Below are 17,298 nucleotides of genomic sequence, written 5' to 3'. Positions count from 1 at the left end.
TGTTCAAAAAGACAGTCTATTCCATTGGTTAATGAGGAAATTATGCGCCTACTTCACACCATGCTGCGCGTTGGCGACCTGCAACGTTCCATTGATTTCTACACTAACGTCCTGGGCATGAAGCTGCTGCGCACCAGCGAAAACCCGGAATACAAATACTCGCTGGCGTTCGTGGGTTACGGCCCGGAAACGGATGAAGCGGTGATCGAGCTGACCTACAACTGGGGCGTAGACAGCTATGAGCTGGGTACCGCCTATGGCCACATCGCGCTGGAAGTGGACAACGCGGCCGAAGCGTGTGAACGCATTCGCAGCAACGGCGGTAACGTTACGCGCGAAGCGGGTCCGGTAAAAGGTGGTACCACCGTGATTGCGTTCGTGGAAGATCCCGACGGTTACAAAATCGAACTGATTGAAGCCAAAGACGCGGGTCGCGGTCTGGGCAACTGATCCCTCAGGGCGCAACATGCGCCCGTAGTTTTACTGCATCACCCTGCAAAATTTGCCATAATGCGCTCTGCTTTTTCCCCTTGTAAGAGACCCTGATGTCCGATAACGCTCAATTTAGCGGTCTGTGCGACCGTTTTCGTGGTTTTTATCCCGTTGTCATTGATGTAGAAACAGCCGGATTTAACGCTAAAACCGATGCGCTGCTCGAAATTGCCGCCATCACGCTGAAGATGGATGAACAGGGCTGGCTTACACCGGACACCACGCTGCATTTCCACGTTGAACCTTTCGAAGGGGCAAACTTACAGCCGGAAGCGCTGGCATTTAACGGTATCGATCCGCACAACCCGCTGCGTGGCGCAGTCAGTGAATATGATGCGCTGCACGCCATTTTTAAAATGGTGCGTAAAGGCATGAAAGAGAGTAACTGCAGCCGCGCCATCATGGTGGCCCATAACGCCACCTTCGATCACAGCTTTACCATGGCCGCCGCGGAGCGCGCCGCGCTCAAACGCAACCCCTTCCATCCTTTTGTGACCTTCGACACCGCCGCGCTGAGCGGCCTGGCTCTGGGACAAACGGTGTTATCTAAAGCCTGCATCACGGCGGGTATACCTTTTGACGGTACGCAGGCGCATTCCGCTTTATACGACACGGAGCGCACCGCAGAGCTGTTCTGTGAGATCGTCAACCGCTGGAAGCGTCTTGGCGGCTGGCCGCTGCCGATGGGCGACAGCGAAGAATAAAAAAAAGCGACCTTGTCAGGTCGCTTTTTTATTTGCGCAGAAAATTACTCTGCGTCCGGCTCTTCGGTTTTGTACTTCGCCGCCGTCTCTTTGATCAGCTGCTGCAGTTCGCCGCGCTGATACATTTCAATCAGGATATCGCAGCCGCCAACCAGCTCACCGTCAACCCACAGCTGTGGGAAAGTCGGCCAGTTAGCGTACTTAGGCAGCTCAGCGCGGATGTCCGGGTTCTGCAGGATATCAACGTAAGCAAAACGCTCACCACAGGCTGACAGCGCCTGAACCGCTTGTGCGGAGAAGCCGCAGCTTGGCAGCTTCGGAGAACCTTTCATATATAGCAGAATCGGGTTTTCAGCGATCTGGCGCTGGATTTTTTCAATAGTGGTGCTCATGTCTTGCTTCCTTTAACTTCTGTTACGGCATTCGTCTGACATTGTAGCGGTTCAGACTGGCATCGGAAAATAACATTTTTGTCACGTTTATACATTCTACCCCGAGTCACGAAAAGTTGCATTGCAAATGGTGTTTACCCCTGCGGCGGTCAGGGTTTTGCTTAGGGAGTGGGCAAATGTGCGACAGAACGATGAATTTTTTTGCACTTGCTAACGAAACACGATTGTAGATTGAAAAATGCTATTAACTTTCTGGGTTTTTATAGATTAGAATCGACGGGCTTTGTAAATCACACGCGGGTATTATTGATGACCTGCATTTATCAGGGGACTGCCCAGTGGCGCGGATAAATAAAATCTCGATCACGCTCTGTGCTTTACTGTTTACTTCACTCACTTTCACGCCAGTGGCAAACGCCTCTCAGCAGGCGCGGCATTCTGCTGTACAAAAAAACCATCTGGTGAAAGCCACAGAACGTAAGAAAAAAACCACCGCTAAGAACGACAAGAAAAAAACACCGGCTCAGACGAAACAGACCGCTTCCAGCAAGACGAAAACAAAACCTTCCCGCACTGCCCACTCCGCCAAAAGTAAAGCTTCGCAAACCGCCGCTAACCTCGTTACTGAAAAATGCATCACGCGTAAAGGCCACAAGGCGAAATGCACGAAGGTCACGAAAATAGCGGAAGTGCATAAAGTGCGCGTACAGAAAGCGCAAAAAACCGCGATGAACAAACTGATGGGGCAGATTGGCAAACCTTATCACTGGGGTGGCAGCTCGCCGCGTACCGGGTTTGACTGCAGCGGCCTCGTCTATTACGCCTATAAAGATCTGGTCAAATTCCGCATTCCGCGTACCGCCAATGAGATGTACCACCTGCGCGATGCCTCACCGGTTGACCGCGGTGAGCTGGAAAACGGCGACCTGGTGTTCTTCCGCACCCAGGGTCGCGGCACGGCTGACCACGTCGGCGTGTATGTCGGCAACGGGAAATTCATCCAGTCTCCACGTAGCGGCCAGGATATTCAGATCACTTCTCTCAGTGAAGACTACTGGGTACGCCACTACGTCGGCGCGCGTCGCGTGATGACGCCAAAAACCATTCGCTAATCCCTGCCCTGCCGCATCCGTGGCAGGGTAAGTTCCTCTTTTGCATACCCTTTCAATTTGCTATCCTGTCCATGTTGTCTGTGTGGTTATTGGCAACACAAAATACAATAAGGAGAGAAGCAATGTCGTTCGAATTACCTGCACTACCGTATGCAAAAGACGCCCTGGCACCGCACATTTCTGCGGAAACCCTGGAATATCACTACGGCAAGCATCACCAGACGTACGTCACCAACCTGAACAATCTAATCAAGGGCACCGATTTTGAAGGCAAAACGCTGGAAGAGATCGTCCGCAGCTCAGAGGGTGGCGTCTTTAACAACGCCGCTCAGGTGTGGAACCACACCTTCTACTGGCACTGCCTGGCGCCAAATGCCGGCGGTGAACCTGTCGGTGAACTGGCTACCGCTATCAAGGCCGCATTTGGCAGCTTCGCGGATTTCAAAGCGAAATTTACCGATGCAGCCATCAAGAACTTCGGCTCTGGCTGGACGTGGCTGGTTAAAGAGGCGGATGGCAAACTGGCTATCGTGTCCACCTCTAATGCGGGTACCCCGCTGACCACCAGCGCGAAGCCGCTGATGACCGTGGACGTGTGGGAACACGCTTACTACATTGACTACCGCAACGCGCGCCCGAACTACCTGGAGCACTTCTGGGCACTGGTTAACTGGGACTTTGTCGCGAAGAACTTCGCCGCGTAAGAGACACGCAGAAGGGTTCGCCCTTCTGCGTTTTTGGTTTATTCCGCAGCGCAGGCTGCTTCAGGCTGTTTACGACCCGACATCATCACGAGCAGCAGGCCGAGCGCGGCAATAATCGCCCCCATCACCGGCACAAAGCTGTACCCCAGACCACCTGAAATCACGGCCCCACCGGCCGCCGCGCCCAGGGCATTACCCAGGTTAAACGCACCGATATTCACGGAAGATGAAAGTCCCGGCGCCTCGTGCGCGACACGCATTACGCGCATCTGCAGCGGCGGCACCACGGCGAAAGTGGCGGCTCCCCAGACGACCATCGCAATCGCGGCCCCGAACTCATTACGCGCCAGCCATGGAATGGCAACCATGATGACAATCAGCAGGGTTAAGAAGCCCTTCAGCGTCCCGCTCACGGAACGGTCGGCAAATTTCCCGCCGAGATAGTTGCCAATCGAGAAGCCCACGCCAATCAGCACCAGCATCGCGGTAACGAAGAGAGGCGTTGCGTGGGTGATATCGTGCAGTACCGGTGAAATATAGGTGTAGAGGGTAAACATCGCCCCTGCCCCCAGCACGGTGGTGAGCAGCGCAGAGAGCACCTGCGGGCGCATCAGCACCGCCAGCTCTTTACGCACTTCCGGACGTTCTCCGGCGCTTCCTTTCGGCAGGGAGAAGAACAGCGCCACCATTGCAACCACGCCCAGCCCGGCCGTCGCCAGGAAAGACATACGCCAGCCGATCGCTTCTCCCAGCCAGGTTGCCGCAGGCACCCCGCCGATATTGGCAATCGTCAGCCCCATAAACATGGTTGCTACGGCGCTCGCCTGCTTGTGTTTTGGCACCACGCTGGCAGCCACAACCGATCCCAGCCCAAAGAACGCGCCATGGTTAAGGCTGGTCAGAATGCGCGACAGCATCAATGTGGTGTAGTCCGGCGAAATGGCCGAAAGCACGTTGCCCAGGGTGAAAATCGCCATCAGGAAAATCAGCGCATTGCGGCGCGCGCGGTGTGAAAGAAGAAGCGTCATCAGCGGCGCCCCGACCATCACGCCGATAGCGTAGGCGCTGATTAACATCCCTGCCGCAGGGATAGAGACATCTACGCCGCGGGCAATAACAGGCAGTAACCCCATCGGGGAGAATTCAGTGGTGCCAATCCCAAAAGCGCCAATCGCCAGGGCCAGCAGGGGAAAATTGATTTTCATGCGTCAACTCCGGATGCCGTGTCATGTGGTGACACAGAACAAAGAAGCAGAAAGCATGACATCAATCACAAAAAATGAGAAGTTAACAAAATGGCAAAAGATTTTTGCCAGAGAAGTAACAATCCGGGGAGTCGGGAGGGAGAAGGCTCTCCCTCCGCGTAAATCAGTGCAGCGCAGCCGTCAGACCGGCCGCAACAATCAGAGCCAGCACAACAATGGTGGTGAACAGCGAAAACTTAAGATCGGAACTCATCAATTTTTCTCCTTTTAATCCCCACACGAAAAGTGAGCTTGCTCATTTTTGCACAGATTACGTCAAAAATCTTCCTGGATTTATACTGATAACCACTTTACCTCTTCCCCTTTTCATCAAGATAGGACAAAATTCCACGCTAAATTTATTAGCGTACCGGCCATTGACCCCCTCCTGACGTCCCGTGTCGTTTTCCCGGCGTGCCGCAATTCAAGATTGCGAGATAAGGGTGAGAGAAGGCAAACGTTTACCTTCAAGTTTTTCAGGAGCTTAGGATATGGTCTGGAGTGACATTTAATGGCAACAATTAAAGACGTAGCAAAACGCGCAAACGTTTCCACTACAACCGTATCACATGTAATTAACAAAACCCGCTTTGTGGCGGAAGAGACGCGCAACGCCGTCTGGGCAGCGATCAAAGAGCTGCACTATTCGCCAAGTGCGGTTGCGCGTAGCCTCAAGGTTAATCACACCAAGTCCATTGGATTGCTGGCGACCAGCAGTGAAGCGGCCTATTTTGCCGAGATCATTGAAGCGGTCGAAAAGAACTGCTTCCAGAAAGGCTATACCCTGATTCTGGGCAACGCGTGGAACAGCATTGAAAAACAGCGCGCCTACCTGTCGATGATGGCGCAAAAGCGCGTTGATGGCCTGCTGGTGATGTGTTCCGAGTACCCGGAATCCGTGCTGTCGATGCTGGAAGAGTATCGCCATATTCCGATGGTGGTGATGGACTGGGGCGAAGCGCGCGCAGACTTTACCGATTCCGTTATCGATAACGCCTTTGAAGGCGGCTATATGGCCGGTCGTTATCTGATCGAACGCGGCCACCGCGAGATTGGCGTGATCCCCGGTCCGCTGGAGCGCAACACCGGCGCGGGCCGTCTGGCCGGTTTTATGAAAGCGATGGAAGAAGCGTTGATCAACGTGCCGGAAAACTGGATTGTGCAGGGCGACTTTGAGCCGGAATCGGGCTACCGCGCGATGCAGCAGATCGTCTCCCAGCCGCACCGTCCGACCGCCGTGTTCTGCGGGGGCGACATCATGGCCATGGGCGCGCTCTGCGCTGCCGACGAGCTGGGCCTGCGCGTACCGCAGGATATATCCGTGATCGGCTATGACAACGTGCGTAACGCGCGTTTCTTCACCCCGGCGCTGACCACCATTCACCAGCCGAAAGATTCGCTGGGCGAAACGGCCTTCAACATGCTGATGGACAGGATCGTCAACAAGCGCGAAGAGTCGCAGTCTATTGAAGTTCACCCGCGTCTTATCGAACGCCGTTCCGTTGCGGACGGTCCGTTCCGCGACTACCGTCGTTAATCGCTTTACGGGGCCAGTTACGCTGGCTCCCGTAACCATTCCCGGTTCAGCGTTTCGCTGTCTCCCAGATAATCCAGCAGCCAGGCCATCGCAGGCGAGACGTCATTTTGCTGCCATGTGAGGCAGCAGGCCGCATCCGGGAACGGATTCTCCAGCGTCAGCTCAACCCACTCTCCGGTATCGATGCGCGGACGCGCAAAATGAACGGGCACCATCGCGATGCACAGCCCGGCGCTGAGGCACGTCGCCGACGATTCCCAGTCAGGGGCCACCACCCGCCGCTGGTTGTCCAGAAGCCAGGTGATACGCTTGGGCAATGAACGGGACGTATCCTCCAGCACCAGCGACGGCCAGTTGCGCAGCGTGTCATCGCTGAGCGGCCCTTCCATCGACGCCAGCGGATGATCGCTTGCCACCACGCATTTCCAGCTCAGCATCCCCATATCGCGAAAAGCGTAACGTCCCCCGACCGGGATCGCCTGCGTAGCCCCAATCGCCATCTCTGCCCTGCCGTCCGCCAGCGCATCCCAGACGCCGTTGAACACCTCCTGCGAGACCCGCAGCTCGACGTCAGAGAAATGACGGTAGAAATCGACGATCATCTGCCGGGTGCGTTCCGGCTTAACGATGTTATCCACCGCGATGGAAAGATGCCCCCGCCAGCCGTTAGCGATCTGCTGACACTGTTCGCGGGTGATCTGCATTTTTTTGATAACAGAACGCCCTTCCTTCAAAAACCACGCGCCTGCGGGCGTTAATTCCACATCACGATGCCGCCGTTCAAACAGCGGAACCGCCAGCCACTCCTCCAGTTGGCGCACCGTGTAGCTTATTGCCGAAGGGACGCGGTGCAGCTCCTGCGCCGCACCGCTGAAGCTGCCGTTACGTGCAACAGCATCGACCACTTCAAGAGAATAATCTGACCACATTTTCTGCCTGCAAATTTTTTGAATGCACCCGCCAAATATTAGCGTTTCACAAGCGGCTTTGCACTCCCTACACTCAGCGCCAATGTATACCTGCCTCCTCAGGAGAATAAAATAATGCAACCCAGGAACGGTTTTTTAGTCTGGCTCGGCGGCTTGAGCGTGCTGGGCTTTTTGGCCACCGATATGTACCTGCCGGCGTTTGCCGCCATGCAGGAAGATTTGCAAACGCCTGCTGCCGCCATCAGCGCCAGCCTGAGCTTATTCCTCGCCGGTTTTGCCTTCGCACAGCTGCTCTGGGGACCGCTCTCGGATCGCTTTGGTCGTAAACCGGTGCTGTTGCTGGGCCTGGCCATTTTTGCCGTGGGCTGCCTGGGAATGTTATGGGTACGCGATGCCACCTGGCTGCTGGTGCTGCGTTTTATTCAGGCCGTGGGCGTCTGTGCCGCGGCAGTGACATGGCAGGCGCTGGTCACCGACTATTACCCGGCTAACCGCACAAACCGTATTTTCGCCACCATTATGCCGCTGGTGGGTCTCTCACCGGCCCTCGCTCCCCTGCTGGGCAGCTGGATCCTCGCGCATTTCGACTGGCAGGCCATTTTCGCCACGCTGTTTGCAATTACCCTGGTACTGATGCTGCCGGCGTTCGCCCTCAAGCCCGCGCATAAAAAAGAAGCGCATGCAGACGCGAAGCCGATTACCTTCACGTCTCTGCTCAGCACCAAAGCGTATCGCGGGAATGTCCTGATCTATGCCGCCTGCTCGGCAAGCTTCTTCGCGTGGCTCACCGGCTCGCCGTTCATTCTGCACGATATGGGTTACAGCCCGGCAGCCATCGGCCTGAGCTATGTTCCGCAGACCATCGCGTTCCTGGTAGGCGGGTACGGCTGTCGCGCGGCGCTGCAAAAGTGGGAAGGTCAGCAGATGCTGCCGTGGCTGCTGGTGCTGTATGCGCTGAGCGTTATCGGGACCTGGGCCGTTGGCTTTATTCCTGGCGCCGGTCTGGCCGAAATTTTGATCCCATTCTGCGTGATGGCCGTTGCGAACGGGGCGATTTACCCTATCGTTGTAGCCCAGGCGCTGCGTCCCTTCCCGCAGGCAACAGGCCGCGCCGCCGCGCTGCAGAATACCCTGCAGCTGGGGCTGTGCTTCCTGGCAAGCCTGGTTGTATCGGCGCTGATTGCCACGCCGCTCCTGACCACCACCAGCGTGATGCTGGTGACCGTTGCGCTGGCGGTGTTGGGCTATCGCATGCAGGCCTCCGCGCAGCGTGCGCAGGAAAAGAGTGCTCAGGTTGAAACGTCACATGCCTGATTGCGCCAGAAATCATGTTAATTTTCAGTGATTAGGTTGCTAAGAATTTTCTATTGAATCACCAAATTTTGAGGCCTATACTAAATTTGGTTCGATTAAATACGATAAATATTAAGTGTTAACGGGAGCCGGAGTGCTCCCGTTTTACCATGGAAGGCATTTCGGCAAGGGTTATCTCCCTTCCTCTGTTCTACGTCGGATATTAGCCTCGCGGTATTTACCGTGAGATTTCTCACAAACCAAAAAAAGCGTCTACGCTGTTTTAAGGTTCTGATCACATTAGGGTGATGGAGAAGCTATGAGTTCATCGTGTATAGAAGAAGTCAGCGTTCCGGACGATAACTGGTCCCGGATCGTCAGTGAACTGTTAGGTCGAGCAGGCATCACTATCAATGGATCATCGCCATCCGATCCTCAGGTTAAACATCCCGACTTTTTTAAACGCGTGCTGCGAGAGGGATCGTTAGGCCTGGGAGAAAGCTACATGGACGGCTGGTGGGAGTGCGAACGTCTGGATACCTTTTTCGCCAGCGTGCTGCGTGCCGGTCTTGAAAATCAACTCCCTCGCAATCTGAAAGACACCCTGCGCGTCGCCTCTGCCCGACTGTTCAATCTGCAAAGTAAAAAACGCGCATGGATCGTAGGCAAAGAGCACTACGATCTTGGCAACGACCTGTTCAGCCGTATGCTGGACCCTTTCATGCAGTACTCCTGCGCCTACTGGAAAGAGGCGTCGACGCTTGAAGAGGCCCAGCAGGCCAAGCTGCGTCTGATTAGCGAGAAGCTGCAGCTCCAGCCCGGAATGCGCGTGCTGGATATCGGCTGCGGCTGGGGTGGGCTGGCGTATTTTATGGCGAAGCACTATGGCGTCAGCGTCGTCGGCGTCACGATTTCAGCGGAACAGCAAAAAATGGCGCGGGAACGCTGCCAGGGCCTCGATGTGGATATCCGGCTGCAGGATTACCGTGATCTGAACGAACAGTTTGACCGGATCGTTTCCGTCGGCATGTTCGAGCACGTCGGGCCGAAAAACTACGCTACCTATTTTGAGGTGGTGGATCGGAATCTGAAACCGGACGGTATCTTCCTGCTGCACACCATCGGCTCTAAGCGGACCGACAATAACGTCGACCCGTGGATCAACAAATACATCTTTCCGAATGGCTGTTTGCCTTCCGTCCGCCAGATTGCCAACGCCAGTGAACCCCATTTCGTGATGGAAGACTGGCATAACTTTGGCGCGGATTACGACACCACGTTGATGGCATGGCATGCGCGTTTTCAGGAGACCTGGCCCGAGATTGCGGACAACTATTCTGAACGATTCAGGCGGATGTTTAGCTATTATCTGAATGCCTGCGCGGGGGCGTTTCGCGCACGGGATATTCAGCTCTGGCAGGTGGTATTCAGCCGTGGGATTGAACACGGATTACGTGTCGCACGCTAAAAAATAACCCCGGATACCCGGGGTTATTTTTTTATTCTTCTTCTGCGGCGGTCTTTATTATTGCCGCTTCTTTTGCTGCCAGCACGCGTTCAACCGTATCCACCACCGCCTGGGTTTGCGGATCGATTTCAATATTCACGCGATGCCCCAGTTTTTTCGCGCCCAGCGTGGTGCGCTGCAGCGTTTCAGGAATTAAATGCACGCAAAAACGCGTTGGCGTTACTTCACCCACCGTCAGGCTAATCCCGTCAATGCCAATAAATCCTTTATAGAGGATGTATTTCATTAATGAAGGATCCTGCATTTTAAACCAGATTTGACGGTTATTTTCCGAGGTCACGATTTTTGCCACTTCAGCGGTGGTCATGATATGCCCGGACATCAGGTGGCCGCCAATCTCATCGCTGAACTTCGCCGCCCGCTCAACGTTAACGGTATCTCCTACCGCCAGCTCGCCCAGGTTGGTGATGCGCAGCGTCTCTTTCATTAAATCAAAGCTAATCTGGTTGCCGTTAATTTCGGTAACGGTCAGGCAGCAGCCGTTATGAGCAATCGACGCGCCTGTTTCAATGCCCTCAAGCATATATTCCGGCAGCTCAACAACATGAGTACGGAAATTAGGTTTTTCATCAATGGACACCACTTTGGCGGTGCCCTGCACAATACCAGTAAACATGCTTACAACTCCTGTTTTTTCCGGACGGTGGTGACACCGTTTAATCCCACCACAATAACAGTTGGAAAAAGAGGTTGCCAGCGGAGCGCATTTTCTGGCGATTTTTTCACTAGATAAATAGCTAAAGCCCGCTACAATAGCTGGCACCCCCCTGCATTTTCTTCTTGCTGCCCGTTTCGGCGGCTTTTTTAGTCTCTCAAATAACAACAAAATAAAGGTGTTCACGTGCAGAAGTACATGAATGAAGCGCGCCAGCTATTGGCACTGGCTATACCAGTGATCGTCGCGCAAGTGGCCCAGACCGCAATGGGATTTGTGGATACGGTAATGGCAGGTGGCTATAGCGCCACCGATATGGCAGCCGTTGCTATTGGCACGTCAATCTGGCTTCCGGCCATCCTCTTCGGCCACGGTCTGCTGCTCGCGCTCACGCCGGTTATCGCTCAGCTCAATGGCTCGGGTCGTCGCGAGCGCATTGCCCATCAGGTTCGTCAGGGTTTCTGGCTGGCAGGGTTTGTTTCCGTGCTGATCATGGTCGTGCTCTGGAACGCTGGCCACATCATTCGCGCTATGCATAACATTGACCCGGCACTGGCTGATAAAGCCGTGGGCTATCTGCGCGCCCTGCTCTGGGGTGCGCCCGGCTACCTTTTTTTCCAGGTGGCGCGTAACCAGTGTGAAGGCCTGGCGAAAACCAAGCCCGGGATGGTGATGGGCTTTATCGGTTTGCTGGTCAACATTCCGGTGAACTATGTCTTTATTTACGGTCATTTCGGGATGCCGGAGCTCGGCGGCGTCGGCTGCGGCGTGGCGACGGCAGCCGTTTACTGGGTGATGTTCTTCTCCATGATCGCCTTTGTAAAACGCGCCCGTTCCATGCGCGATATTCGCAACGAGAAAAGATTTAGCACGCCGGACTGGAACATCATGACGCGTCTGGTGCAGTTAGGGTTGCCGATCGCCCTCGCGCTGTTCTTTGAGGTGACCCTATTTGCCGTGGTCGCCCTGCTGGTCTCCCCGCTGGGCATTGTGAACGTGGCCGGGCACCAGATTGCGCTGAACTTCAGCTCCCTGATGTTCGTCCTGCCGATGTCGCTGGCGGCGGCGGTCACGATTCGCGTCGGCTTCCGCCTGGGCCAGGGCTCAACGCTGGATGCGCAAACGGCCGCCCGGACCGGGCTGGGCGTCGGCGTCTGCATGGCTGTCTGTACGGCGCTCTTTACCGTTGCATTACGCGAGCAGATTGCCCTGCTCTATAACGACAACCCGGAAGTGGTCACGCTGGCATCGCACCTGATGCTGCTGGCCGCGATTTACCAGATCTCTGACTCCATCCAGGTGATTGGCAGCGGCGTGCTGCGCGGATATAAAGACACGCGCTCCATCTTCTTTATCACCTTCATCGCCTACTGGGTGCTGGGTCTGCCGTGTGGCTATATTCTGGCCCTCACGGACTTAGTGGTTGAGCGCATGGGACCGGCGGGGTTCTGGATGGGCTTTATCATCGGCCTGACGTCGGCGGCGATTATGATGATGATGCGAATGCGCTTCCTGCAGCGCCAGCCATCAACGATCATTTTGCAGCGCGCGGCACGTTAACGACGCGGTAGCCGCCGCCCGGCGGCTACTTTCTCTTCACTTTGCGCGGTAATGAAGCAATCGCGTGAAATCAGAGAGAAAAATGCATTTTCCCTCTTGCCACCTCGGTGCTGTGCCGCTAATATTCGTCCCCGTTGTCACCGACAACACGTTGCGTTCATAGCTCAGTTGGTTAGAGCACCACCTTGACATGGTGGGGGTCGTTGGTTCGAGTCCAATTGAACGCACCATTCTGCGTCCGTAGCTCAGTTGGTTAGAGCACCACCTTGACATGGTGGGGGTCGGTGGTTCGAGTCCACTCGGACGCACCATTTCAGTCCTGAAATGGTGCAAATCCTCTTCTGATATCCTGAATTTTCCTAATCCCTTATTTTCATCATTGTTCTCCTGCTACGCTTTTCTTATGGAAAAAAAAACAGGAAGACCGTCGATGAAGAAAATCGCGATTATCGGCTCCGGCCCCACAGGGATTTATACTTTTTATCATCTCCTTAAAAACAGTAAGCCGCTCTCAGTTTCCATCTTTGAACAATCCGAAGACGCTGGCGTGGGTATGCCCTATAACGACGACGATAATTCCCGGCTGATGCTGGCGAACATTGCGAGCATTGAAATCCCGCCCATTTTTATGACCTACCTCGACTGGCTGAAGGATCAGAGCGAAGCTCATCTGGCGCGCTTTAAGGTCGATAAAACCCGCCTGCATGATCGGCAGTTCCTGCCCCGGCTTCTGCTGGGCGAGTATTTTCGCGACAGCTTTCGTTCAATCGTGAAAGAGGCCAGAAAGCTGGGGTTTCAGGTTGATGTCCATGAATCCGCCCGGGTCACCGATATCGTGTCCACGAAAGAAGGGGTCACGCTTTCCGTCAACGACAGCGCCTTTCCTGAACGCTTCGACCTTGCGGTTATCGCCACCGGCCACGTCTGGCCAGACGAGGACGAATCCACGCGCACGTTCTTCCCAAGCCCGTGGTCCGGTCTGATGGACGCCAGTATCCCTCCCTGCCGCGTCGGTATTATGGGGACATCGTTAAGCGGTCTCGACGCGGCCATGGCGGTAGTGATGCAGCACGGTGCGTTTCGCGACGATAAATTCGTGCTGGATAAGGGTAGCGACGCGTTGAAGATTGTCCTGATGTCCCGAACGGGTATTCTGCCGGAAGCCGATTTTTACTGCCCTATTCCTTATGAACCGCTGTCGGTCTTAACCGAATTTGTGGTTGAAAACGAGATCGCCAAAGGATCGGAAGGCCTGCTCGACCGCATTTTTACCCTGATGGTGAAAGAGCTTCAGCTCGCTGACCCGACGTGGTGTGAGAAAATATCCCTGCATAAGCAGAATGCGGACAGCATTCGTGAGGCCTGGTTTGAGGACCGTAAACGGCACGGCCCCTTTACCTGGGCGGAAGAAAATCTCAACGAGGTGGAGCGGAACAAACGCGAGCGGCGCACCGTAGCCTGGCGCTATACCGTCCTTCGGCTGCATGAGGTGGTTCAGGAGATTGTTCCCCACCTCAACGAACGGGACAGAGAGCGCTTTAAGAAAGGCCTGGCCCGGGTATTTATCGACAACTATGCGGCCATTCCCCCGCAGTCGATCCGAAGGCTGCTCGCGCTTCGCGAACCCGGCATCATTAGCGTGGCTGCGCTCGGCGACGATTACGCGCTGGAGGTTGGCAGCGATCGAACGGTGATAACCACAGAAGAGACCGTTTACCGCTTCGACGTTTTTATTGATGCGCGCGGGCAAAAGCCGCTCAAAACGAAAGATCTGCCCTTCCCGACGCTGCGCAAACAGCTGGAAGCCACGGGCGAAGAGATACCCGACGTCGGCGAGGATTACACCTTAAAAGCGCCTGACACCGTTCGCGGGCGCATTGCCTTCGGCGCGATACCGTGGCTGATGCACGATCGTCCCTTCGTTCAGGGGCTGGCGGAGTGTGCAGAGATTGCACAAGCAATGGCGAAGGCGGCGGAAAAACCCGCGACCGGATCGCGGCGCAGATTACCGTATATTGAGAACTGACAGGGCGTCCATGCCCTGCTGTCGCGGATTACTCGAAGAAGACTTCCGGGTTTTCAGACAGCGAAACGAAGGTTTTCGTCTCTTTATCCAGGGCAAGAATTTTGCCGCTTTCAATGTCGTACACCCAGCCGTGCAGTCGGATGGAGTTATTACGCAGGCCCACCGCGACGGACGGGTGGGTCTTAATGTTGCTCAGCTGCGCAAACACGTTCTCCTGCACCATCGCATTGACTTTATCGATCGGCTTGTCCCAGGTTTTCTTCTCTACCACGGCTTTCGCCGCGTCAGAATAGCGCAGCCAGTGTGACACAGCAGGCATCGGTTCCAGGTTCGCGTTATCGGCAATCGCCTTCATCGCGCCACAGTTGGAGTGACCGCAAATCACGATATCCGTGACGCCCAGCGCCACCACGGCGTATTCGATAGTGGCGGACACGCCGCCAGGCTCCGGCCCGAACGGCGGCACGATGTTGCCAGCATTACGAATGACAAAGAGTTGTCCTGGCTCTTGCTGGGTGACCAGTTCCGGAACCAGACGGCTGTCGGAGCATGAGATGAACAGCGCTTTGGGATTCTGGCTGGACGCTAAACTGCGGAAGAGTTCTTTACGTTGCGGGAAAATCTCTTTTTGAAAGCTGAGAAAACCTTCAATGATATGTTGCATAGCAATGTCTCTTTTATCTGTTTTAGTTTAGGCATGATCGAGATCACACTCGTAAAGTTTACCCATCGTGGTTTACTTCAGACAAGCAATATATTTCTGGCCCGACCGCTGCACAATCTCGTCCGCACTGGCCTCGATGTTCTGCCCTTCGAACGCGCCGTAAAGACGTTCAAAGGTTTTCCCTTCGAGATGACTCACCACCGACGCCACGGTGCGGGCCGGCAGCGGAAGATAATTCGGATAGCTCCACATAAACGAGACGGCGTCTTTACCCGGCGTGACCTGCAGAATATCGCCCACCAGCAACACCCCATCCCCCTCCTGCCAGTGCAGCACCGTTCCACCGGCAAAATGCCCGCCCAGACGCAGCAAGGTGACCGACGGGAAAATCTCCAGCGCATCCCCCTCCCAGAAATGAATGGCCGGGCTGTCGCGCATGACCCACTCTCTGTCGCTGGCGTGCAGGTAAACCGGCGCATCAAACGCCGCAGCCCACTCCTGCATCGTGGTGTAATAGTGCGGATGTGAAATAGCAATCGCGCTGATGCCGCCGAGGGCGGTAATGAGCGTTTTGGTTGCGGGGTCGAGGTTGGCGATGCAGTCCCAGAGGATATTGCCGTGGGCCGTTTGCAGGAGCAGCGCCCGCTGGTTGATCGCAAACGCGGGGACCGTTTTGATCCCAAACAGCCGCGGCTCCAGCTGCTGCCATTTGTTGGTATGCGTGGTGGTGACGGTGTCGAAATCGGTCCACGCCTGGCCCGTGGCGGGCACGTACTGACGCTCATCCTCGCAAATCGGGCATCTGTCCGGGCGGGCATCGTAGGCGGTTCCGCAGGTTTTACAGAGTGTAATCATGTGCTCTCCTCAGCGATAAAGCACTGAGTATGGCAGGGATTATCCTTATGTGCTGCGAGGTACATTGCTGGCTTTTTTTGCCCTATACTGTGCCAGTATCAAAAACTGAACAGAGCAGGTGCCACATGGAAATTGATCTCGATAACTTAGTCTTTAACGGTCTGGATGAAGCCGAAGAGCGTAATGCCGAACGTCTGGATGATGCAGACAAAAAAGCGCAGGCGATTGTCGCCGACGACGACTGCGGCGACGCCTGCAAGATCTAATAAAAAAGCACCGGGAAACCGGTGCTTTTTTATTTCACTCGTTAAACGTCACGCACACCTCGTTCCAGTACGTTTCGCGCGTGCGGCGCAGTTCAGCGTGACGTTTTATCATGGAACCACTCCGGGTCAATGTTGGCAACGTCGACGCCATACAGGCTGGCGACAGGCAGGATTGACTCAAGAACACGTTGCGCGCTGTTCTCCGCATTCACTGGTCGGGTCGCAAAAAACCGCCGTAACGTGCTGATCCATTTTTTCATCATCTTACCCTCTCTCGCCGTGTCTGATCTCAGTTAAGCACTCAAATGCCGCGCGGGGGAAATACCAAAATCCACTGTTGATGTGCAGGATCTGCAAATAGCATCCCGTTCTTTTCACTCTCCATTAACACGTTGTTCACTAATGCTTTTTTGCTCATAGCAAAGAACGATTTCTTATTTGGCGATAGCTTTCGCTTATGGGAGCGTAGCGGGGTAAAACAAAAACAACGGGATGGCGAATGACTATGGCAGCAAACATGAAAGGGTTTACCAAACGGACACTGGTTCTGGGATTACTGGCGGCGGGGAGCCTACTTTCAGCGCAGGCACAGGCCGATCAGCTGGCGGATATTAAGGCCGCAGGGGTGGTGAAAGTGGCCACGTTTGACGCCAACCCGCCGTTTGGCTCTATTGATGCCAAAACGCACGAGATCGTGGGTTATGACGTGGACTTCGCCAAAGCGCTGGCAAAATCGCTCGGCGTGAAGCTTGAACTGGTTGCCACCAATCCGGCTAACCGTATTCCGCTGCTGCAGTCCGGAAAAGCCGATCTGATCGTGGCGGATATCACCATCACCCCGGAACGCGCGCAGGTGATTGATTTCTCAACGCCTTACTTTGTCACCGGCCAGCAGTTCCTGGTGCCGGCTAAATCACCGGACAAGCTTGATGACTACAGCCGGGCGCGTATTGGCGCGGTCAAAGGAACGACGGGCGAGCAGGCGCTGCACCAGCGTTTCCCGCAGTCACGCGTGCTCTCGTATGACGATATTCCGCTGGCGCTGACGGCGCTGCGCAACGGTAACGTACAGGCCATCACCCAGGACAGCACCATTCTGGCCGGTCTGCTGGCGCAGGCGCCGGATAAAGCGAACTTTAAAATCCTGCCCGATCTGCTCAGCAAAGAAGAGATTGGCGTTGGGGTGAAGAAAGGTGAAACGGCGCTGCTGAAGGCCGTTAACGACGAGCTGATTAATCTCGAGAAGAACGGTCAGGCAGCAAAAATCTACGATGTCTGGTTTGGCCCAAACACGCCTTCCCCACAGCCTCGCGCCTTTAAAATAGAAGCCAGATAAT

General features: G+C 55.1%; 19 protein-coding genes and 2 tRNA genes. 13 read left to right on the top strand and 8 right to left on the bottom strand.

Features of this window, described 5'->3' with window-relative positions:
- The first annotated feature begins 42 nt into the window (after positions 1 to 42).
- Entirely contained in the window at positions 43 to 450 is a 408-nt protein-coding gene (gene gloA, locus QMN93_RS13870; protein ID WP_013096923.1) for a lactoylglutathione lyase, read from the top strand.
- A gap of 95 nt (positions 451 to 545) precedes the next feature.
- A complete protein-coding gene (gene rnt / locus QMN93_RS13865) occupies positions 546 to 1,196 on the top strand; it encodes a ribonuclease T (RefSeq protein ID WP_023311355.1) in 651 nt (216 codons plus the stop codon).
- 44 nt (positions 1,197 to 1,240) lie between these two features.
- Here the strand turns inward: rnt and grxD are convergent, their stop codons facing one another.
- Positions 1,241 to 1,588, bottom strand: coding sequence for a monothiol glutaredoxin 4 (gene grxD, locus QMN93_RS13860; protein WP_003832760.1), 348 nt, complete (start codon positions 1,586 to 1,588; stop codon positions 1,241 to 1,243).
- A gap of 338 nt (positions 1,589 to 1,926) precedes the next feature.
- On the opposite strand from grxD, the gene QMN93_RS13855 reads away from it, so the two are divergent.
- Both QMN93_RS13855 and sodB read left to right on the top strand, forming a co-directional pair.
- Positions 1,927 to 2,700, top strand: coding sequence for a C40 family peptidase (locus QMN93_RS13855; RefSeq protein ID WP_023311354.1), 774 nt, complete (start codon positions 1,927 to 1,929; stop codon positions 2,698 to 2,700).
- 122 nt (positions 2,701 to 2,822) lie between these two features.
- Positions 2,823 to 3,404, top strand: a complete 582-nt coding sequence (sodB, locus tag QMN93_RS13850) for a superoxide dismutase [Fe] (protein ID WP_193139094.1) — start codon at positions 2,823 to 2,825, stop codon at positions 3,402 to 3,404.
- A gap of 38 nt (positions 3,405 to 3,442) precedes the next feature.
- Here sodB and QMN93_RS13845 read toward each other — a convergent pair whose 3' ends face one another.
- Together QMN93_RS13845 and QMN93_RS13840 are read right to left on the bottom strand one after the other, a co-directional pair.
- Positions 3,443 to 4,609 (bottom strand): MFS transporter, encoded by a 1,167-nt coding sequence (locus QMN93_RS13845; RefSeq protein ID WP_109844376.1) that lies wholly within the window; start codon positions 4,607 to 4,609, stop codon positions 3,443 to 3,445.
- A gap of 163 nt (positions 4,610 to 4,772) precedes the next feature.
- The gene (locus QMN93_RS13840) at positions 4,773 to 4,862 is read right to left on the bottom strand and encodes a YnhF family membrane protein (RefSeq protein ID WP_014883553.1); all 90 of its coding nucleotides are present in this window, start codon (positions 4,860 to 4,862) and stop codon (positions 4,773 to 4,775) included.
- Between the two features lie 297 nt (positions 4,863 to 5,159).
- On the opposite strand from QMN93_RS13840, the gene purR reads away from it, so the two are divergent.
- Positions 5,160 to 6,185 (top strand): HTH-type transcriptional repressor PurR, encoded by a 1,026-nt coding sequence (gene purR / locus QMN93_RS13835; RefSeq protein ID WP_023335431.1) that lies wholly within the window; start codon positions 5,160 to 5,162, stop codon positions 6,183 to 6,185.
- Positions 6,186 to 6,202: 17 nt separating this feature from the next.
- On the opposite strand, the gene punR is transcribed toward purR, so the two are convergent.
- Positions 6,203 to 7,114 (bottom strand): DNA-binding transcriptional activator PunR, encoded by a 912-nt coding sequence (gene punR / locus QMN93_RS13830; RefSeq protein WP_167818795.1) that lies wholly within the window; start codon positions 7,112 to 7,114, stop codon positions 6,203 to 6,205.
- Positions 7,115 to 7,228: 114 nt separating this feature from the next.
- Between punR and punC the strand changes: the two genes are divergently transcribed.
- On the top strand, positions 7,229 to 8,428 hold the full coding sequence (gene punC / locus QMN93_RS13825; protein WP_033145317.1) for a purine nucleoside transporter PunC: 1,200 nt from the start codon (positions 7,229 to 7,231) through the stop codon (positions 8,426 to 8,428).
- Positions 8,429 to 8,726: 298 nt separating this feature from the next.
- Positions 8,727 to 9,875, top strand: a complete 1,149-nt coding sequence (gene cfa / locus QMN93_RS13820) for a cyclopropane fatty acyl phospholipid synthase (protein WP_023335428.1) — start codon at positions 8,727 to 8,729, stop codon at positions 9,873 to 9,875.
- Positions 9,876 to 9,906: 31 nt separating this feature from the next.
- Here cfa and QMN93_RS13815 read toward each other — a convergent pair whose 3' ends face one another.
- Positions 9,907 to 10,551, bottom strand: a complete 645-nt coding sequence (locus tag QMN93_RS13815) for a riboflavin synthase (RefSeq protein ID WP_023311347.1) — start codon at positions 10,549 to 10,551, stop codon at positions 9,907 to 9,909.
- A gap of 225 nt (positions 10,552 to 10,776) precedes the next feature.
- On the opposite strand from QMN93_RS13815, the gene mdtK reads away from it, so the two are divergent.
- From mdtK to QMN93_RS13795, 4 genes are all read left to right on the top strand, one after another.
- Complete coding sequence (gene mdtK, locus QMN93_RS13810) at positions 10,777 to 12,150, top strand: MdtK family multidrug efflux MATE transporter (RefSeq protein ID WP_182383403.1); 1,374 nt, start codon at positions 10,777 to 10,779, stop codon at positions 12,148 to 12,150.
- A gap of 153 nt (positions 12,151 to 12,303) precedes the next feature.
- Positions 12,304 to 12,380, top strand: a tRNA-Val gene (locus tag QMN93_RS13805).
- Positions 12,381 to 12,384: 4 nt separating this feature from the next.
- Positions 12,385 to 12,461 (top strand) — tRNA-Val (locus QMN93_RS13800).
- Between the two features lie 119 nt (positions 12,462 to 12,580).
- Positions 12,581 to 14,176: an FAD-NAD(P)-binding protein gene (locus tag QMN93_RS13795; RefSeq protein WP_323619709.1), complete on the top strand. Its 1,596-nt coding sequence runs from the start codon at positions 12,581 to 12,583 to the stop codon at positions 14,174 to 14,176.
- A 28-nt stretch (positions 14,177 to 14,204) separates the two neighbouring features.
- Here QMN93_RS13795 and QMN93_RS13790 read toward each other — a convergent pair whose 3' ends face one another.
- Together QMN93_RS13790 and QMN93_RS13785 are read right to left on the bottom strand one after the other, a co-directional pair.
- Entirely contained in the window at positions 14,205 to 14,840 is a 636-nt protein-coding gene (locus QMN93_RS13790) for a carbonic anhydrase (protein ID WP_023335425.1), read from the bottom strand.
- Positions 14,841 to 14,912: 72 nt separating this feature from the next.
- The gene (locus tag QMN93_RS13785; protein ID WP_182383401.1) at positions 14,913 to 15,695 is read right to left on the bottom strand and encodes an MBL fold metallo-hydrolase; all 783 of its coding nucleotides are present in this window, start codon (positions 15,693 to 15,695) and stop codon (positions 14,913 to 14,915) included.
- Between the two features lie 125 nt (positions 15,696 to 15,820).
- Between QMN93_RS13785 and QMN93_RS13780 the strand changes: the two genes are divergently transcribed.
- Positions 15,821 to 15,961, top strand: a complete 141-nt coding sequence (locus QMN93_RS13780; protein WP_003857665.1) for a hypothetical protein — start codon at positions 15,821 to 15,823, stop codon at positions 15,959 to 15,961.
- Positions 15,962 to 16,053: 92 nt separating this feature from the next.
- On the opposite strand, the gene QMN93_RS13775 is transcribed toward QMN93_RS13780, so the two are convergent.
- Complete coding sequence (locus QMN93_RS13775) at positions 16,054 to 16,224, bottom strand: hypothetical protein (RefSeq protein ID WP_157843316.1); 171 nt, start codon at positions 16,222 to 16,224, stop codon at positions 16,054 to 16,056.
- Positions 16,225 to 16,466: 242 nt separating this feature from the next.
- Between QMN93_RS13775 and QMN93_RS13770 the strand changes: the two genes are divergently transcribed.
- Positions 16,467 to 17,297, top strand: coding sequence for an ABC transporter substrate-binding protein (locus QMN93_RS13770; RefSeq protein WP_120785284.1), 831 nt, complete (start codon positions 16,467 to 16,469; stop codon positions 17,295 to 17,297).
- Position 17,298 lies beyond the last annotated feature (1 nt).

Origin of the sequence: Enterobacter sp. R-1.6.2, from assembly GCF_035064085.1 — a bacterium.
Classification (GTDB): Bacteria; Pseudomonadota; Gammaproteobacteria; order Enterobacterales; family Enterobacteriaceae; genus Enterobacter; species Enterobacter asburiae_B.
Note: the sequence above shows the minus strand (reverse complement) of the source record. Positions and strands in the feature narration are given on the sequence as shown.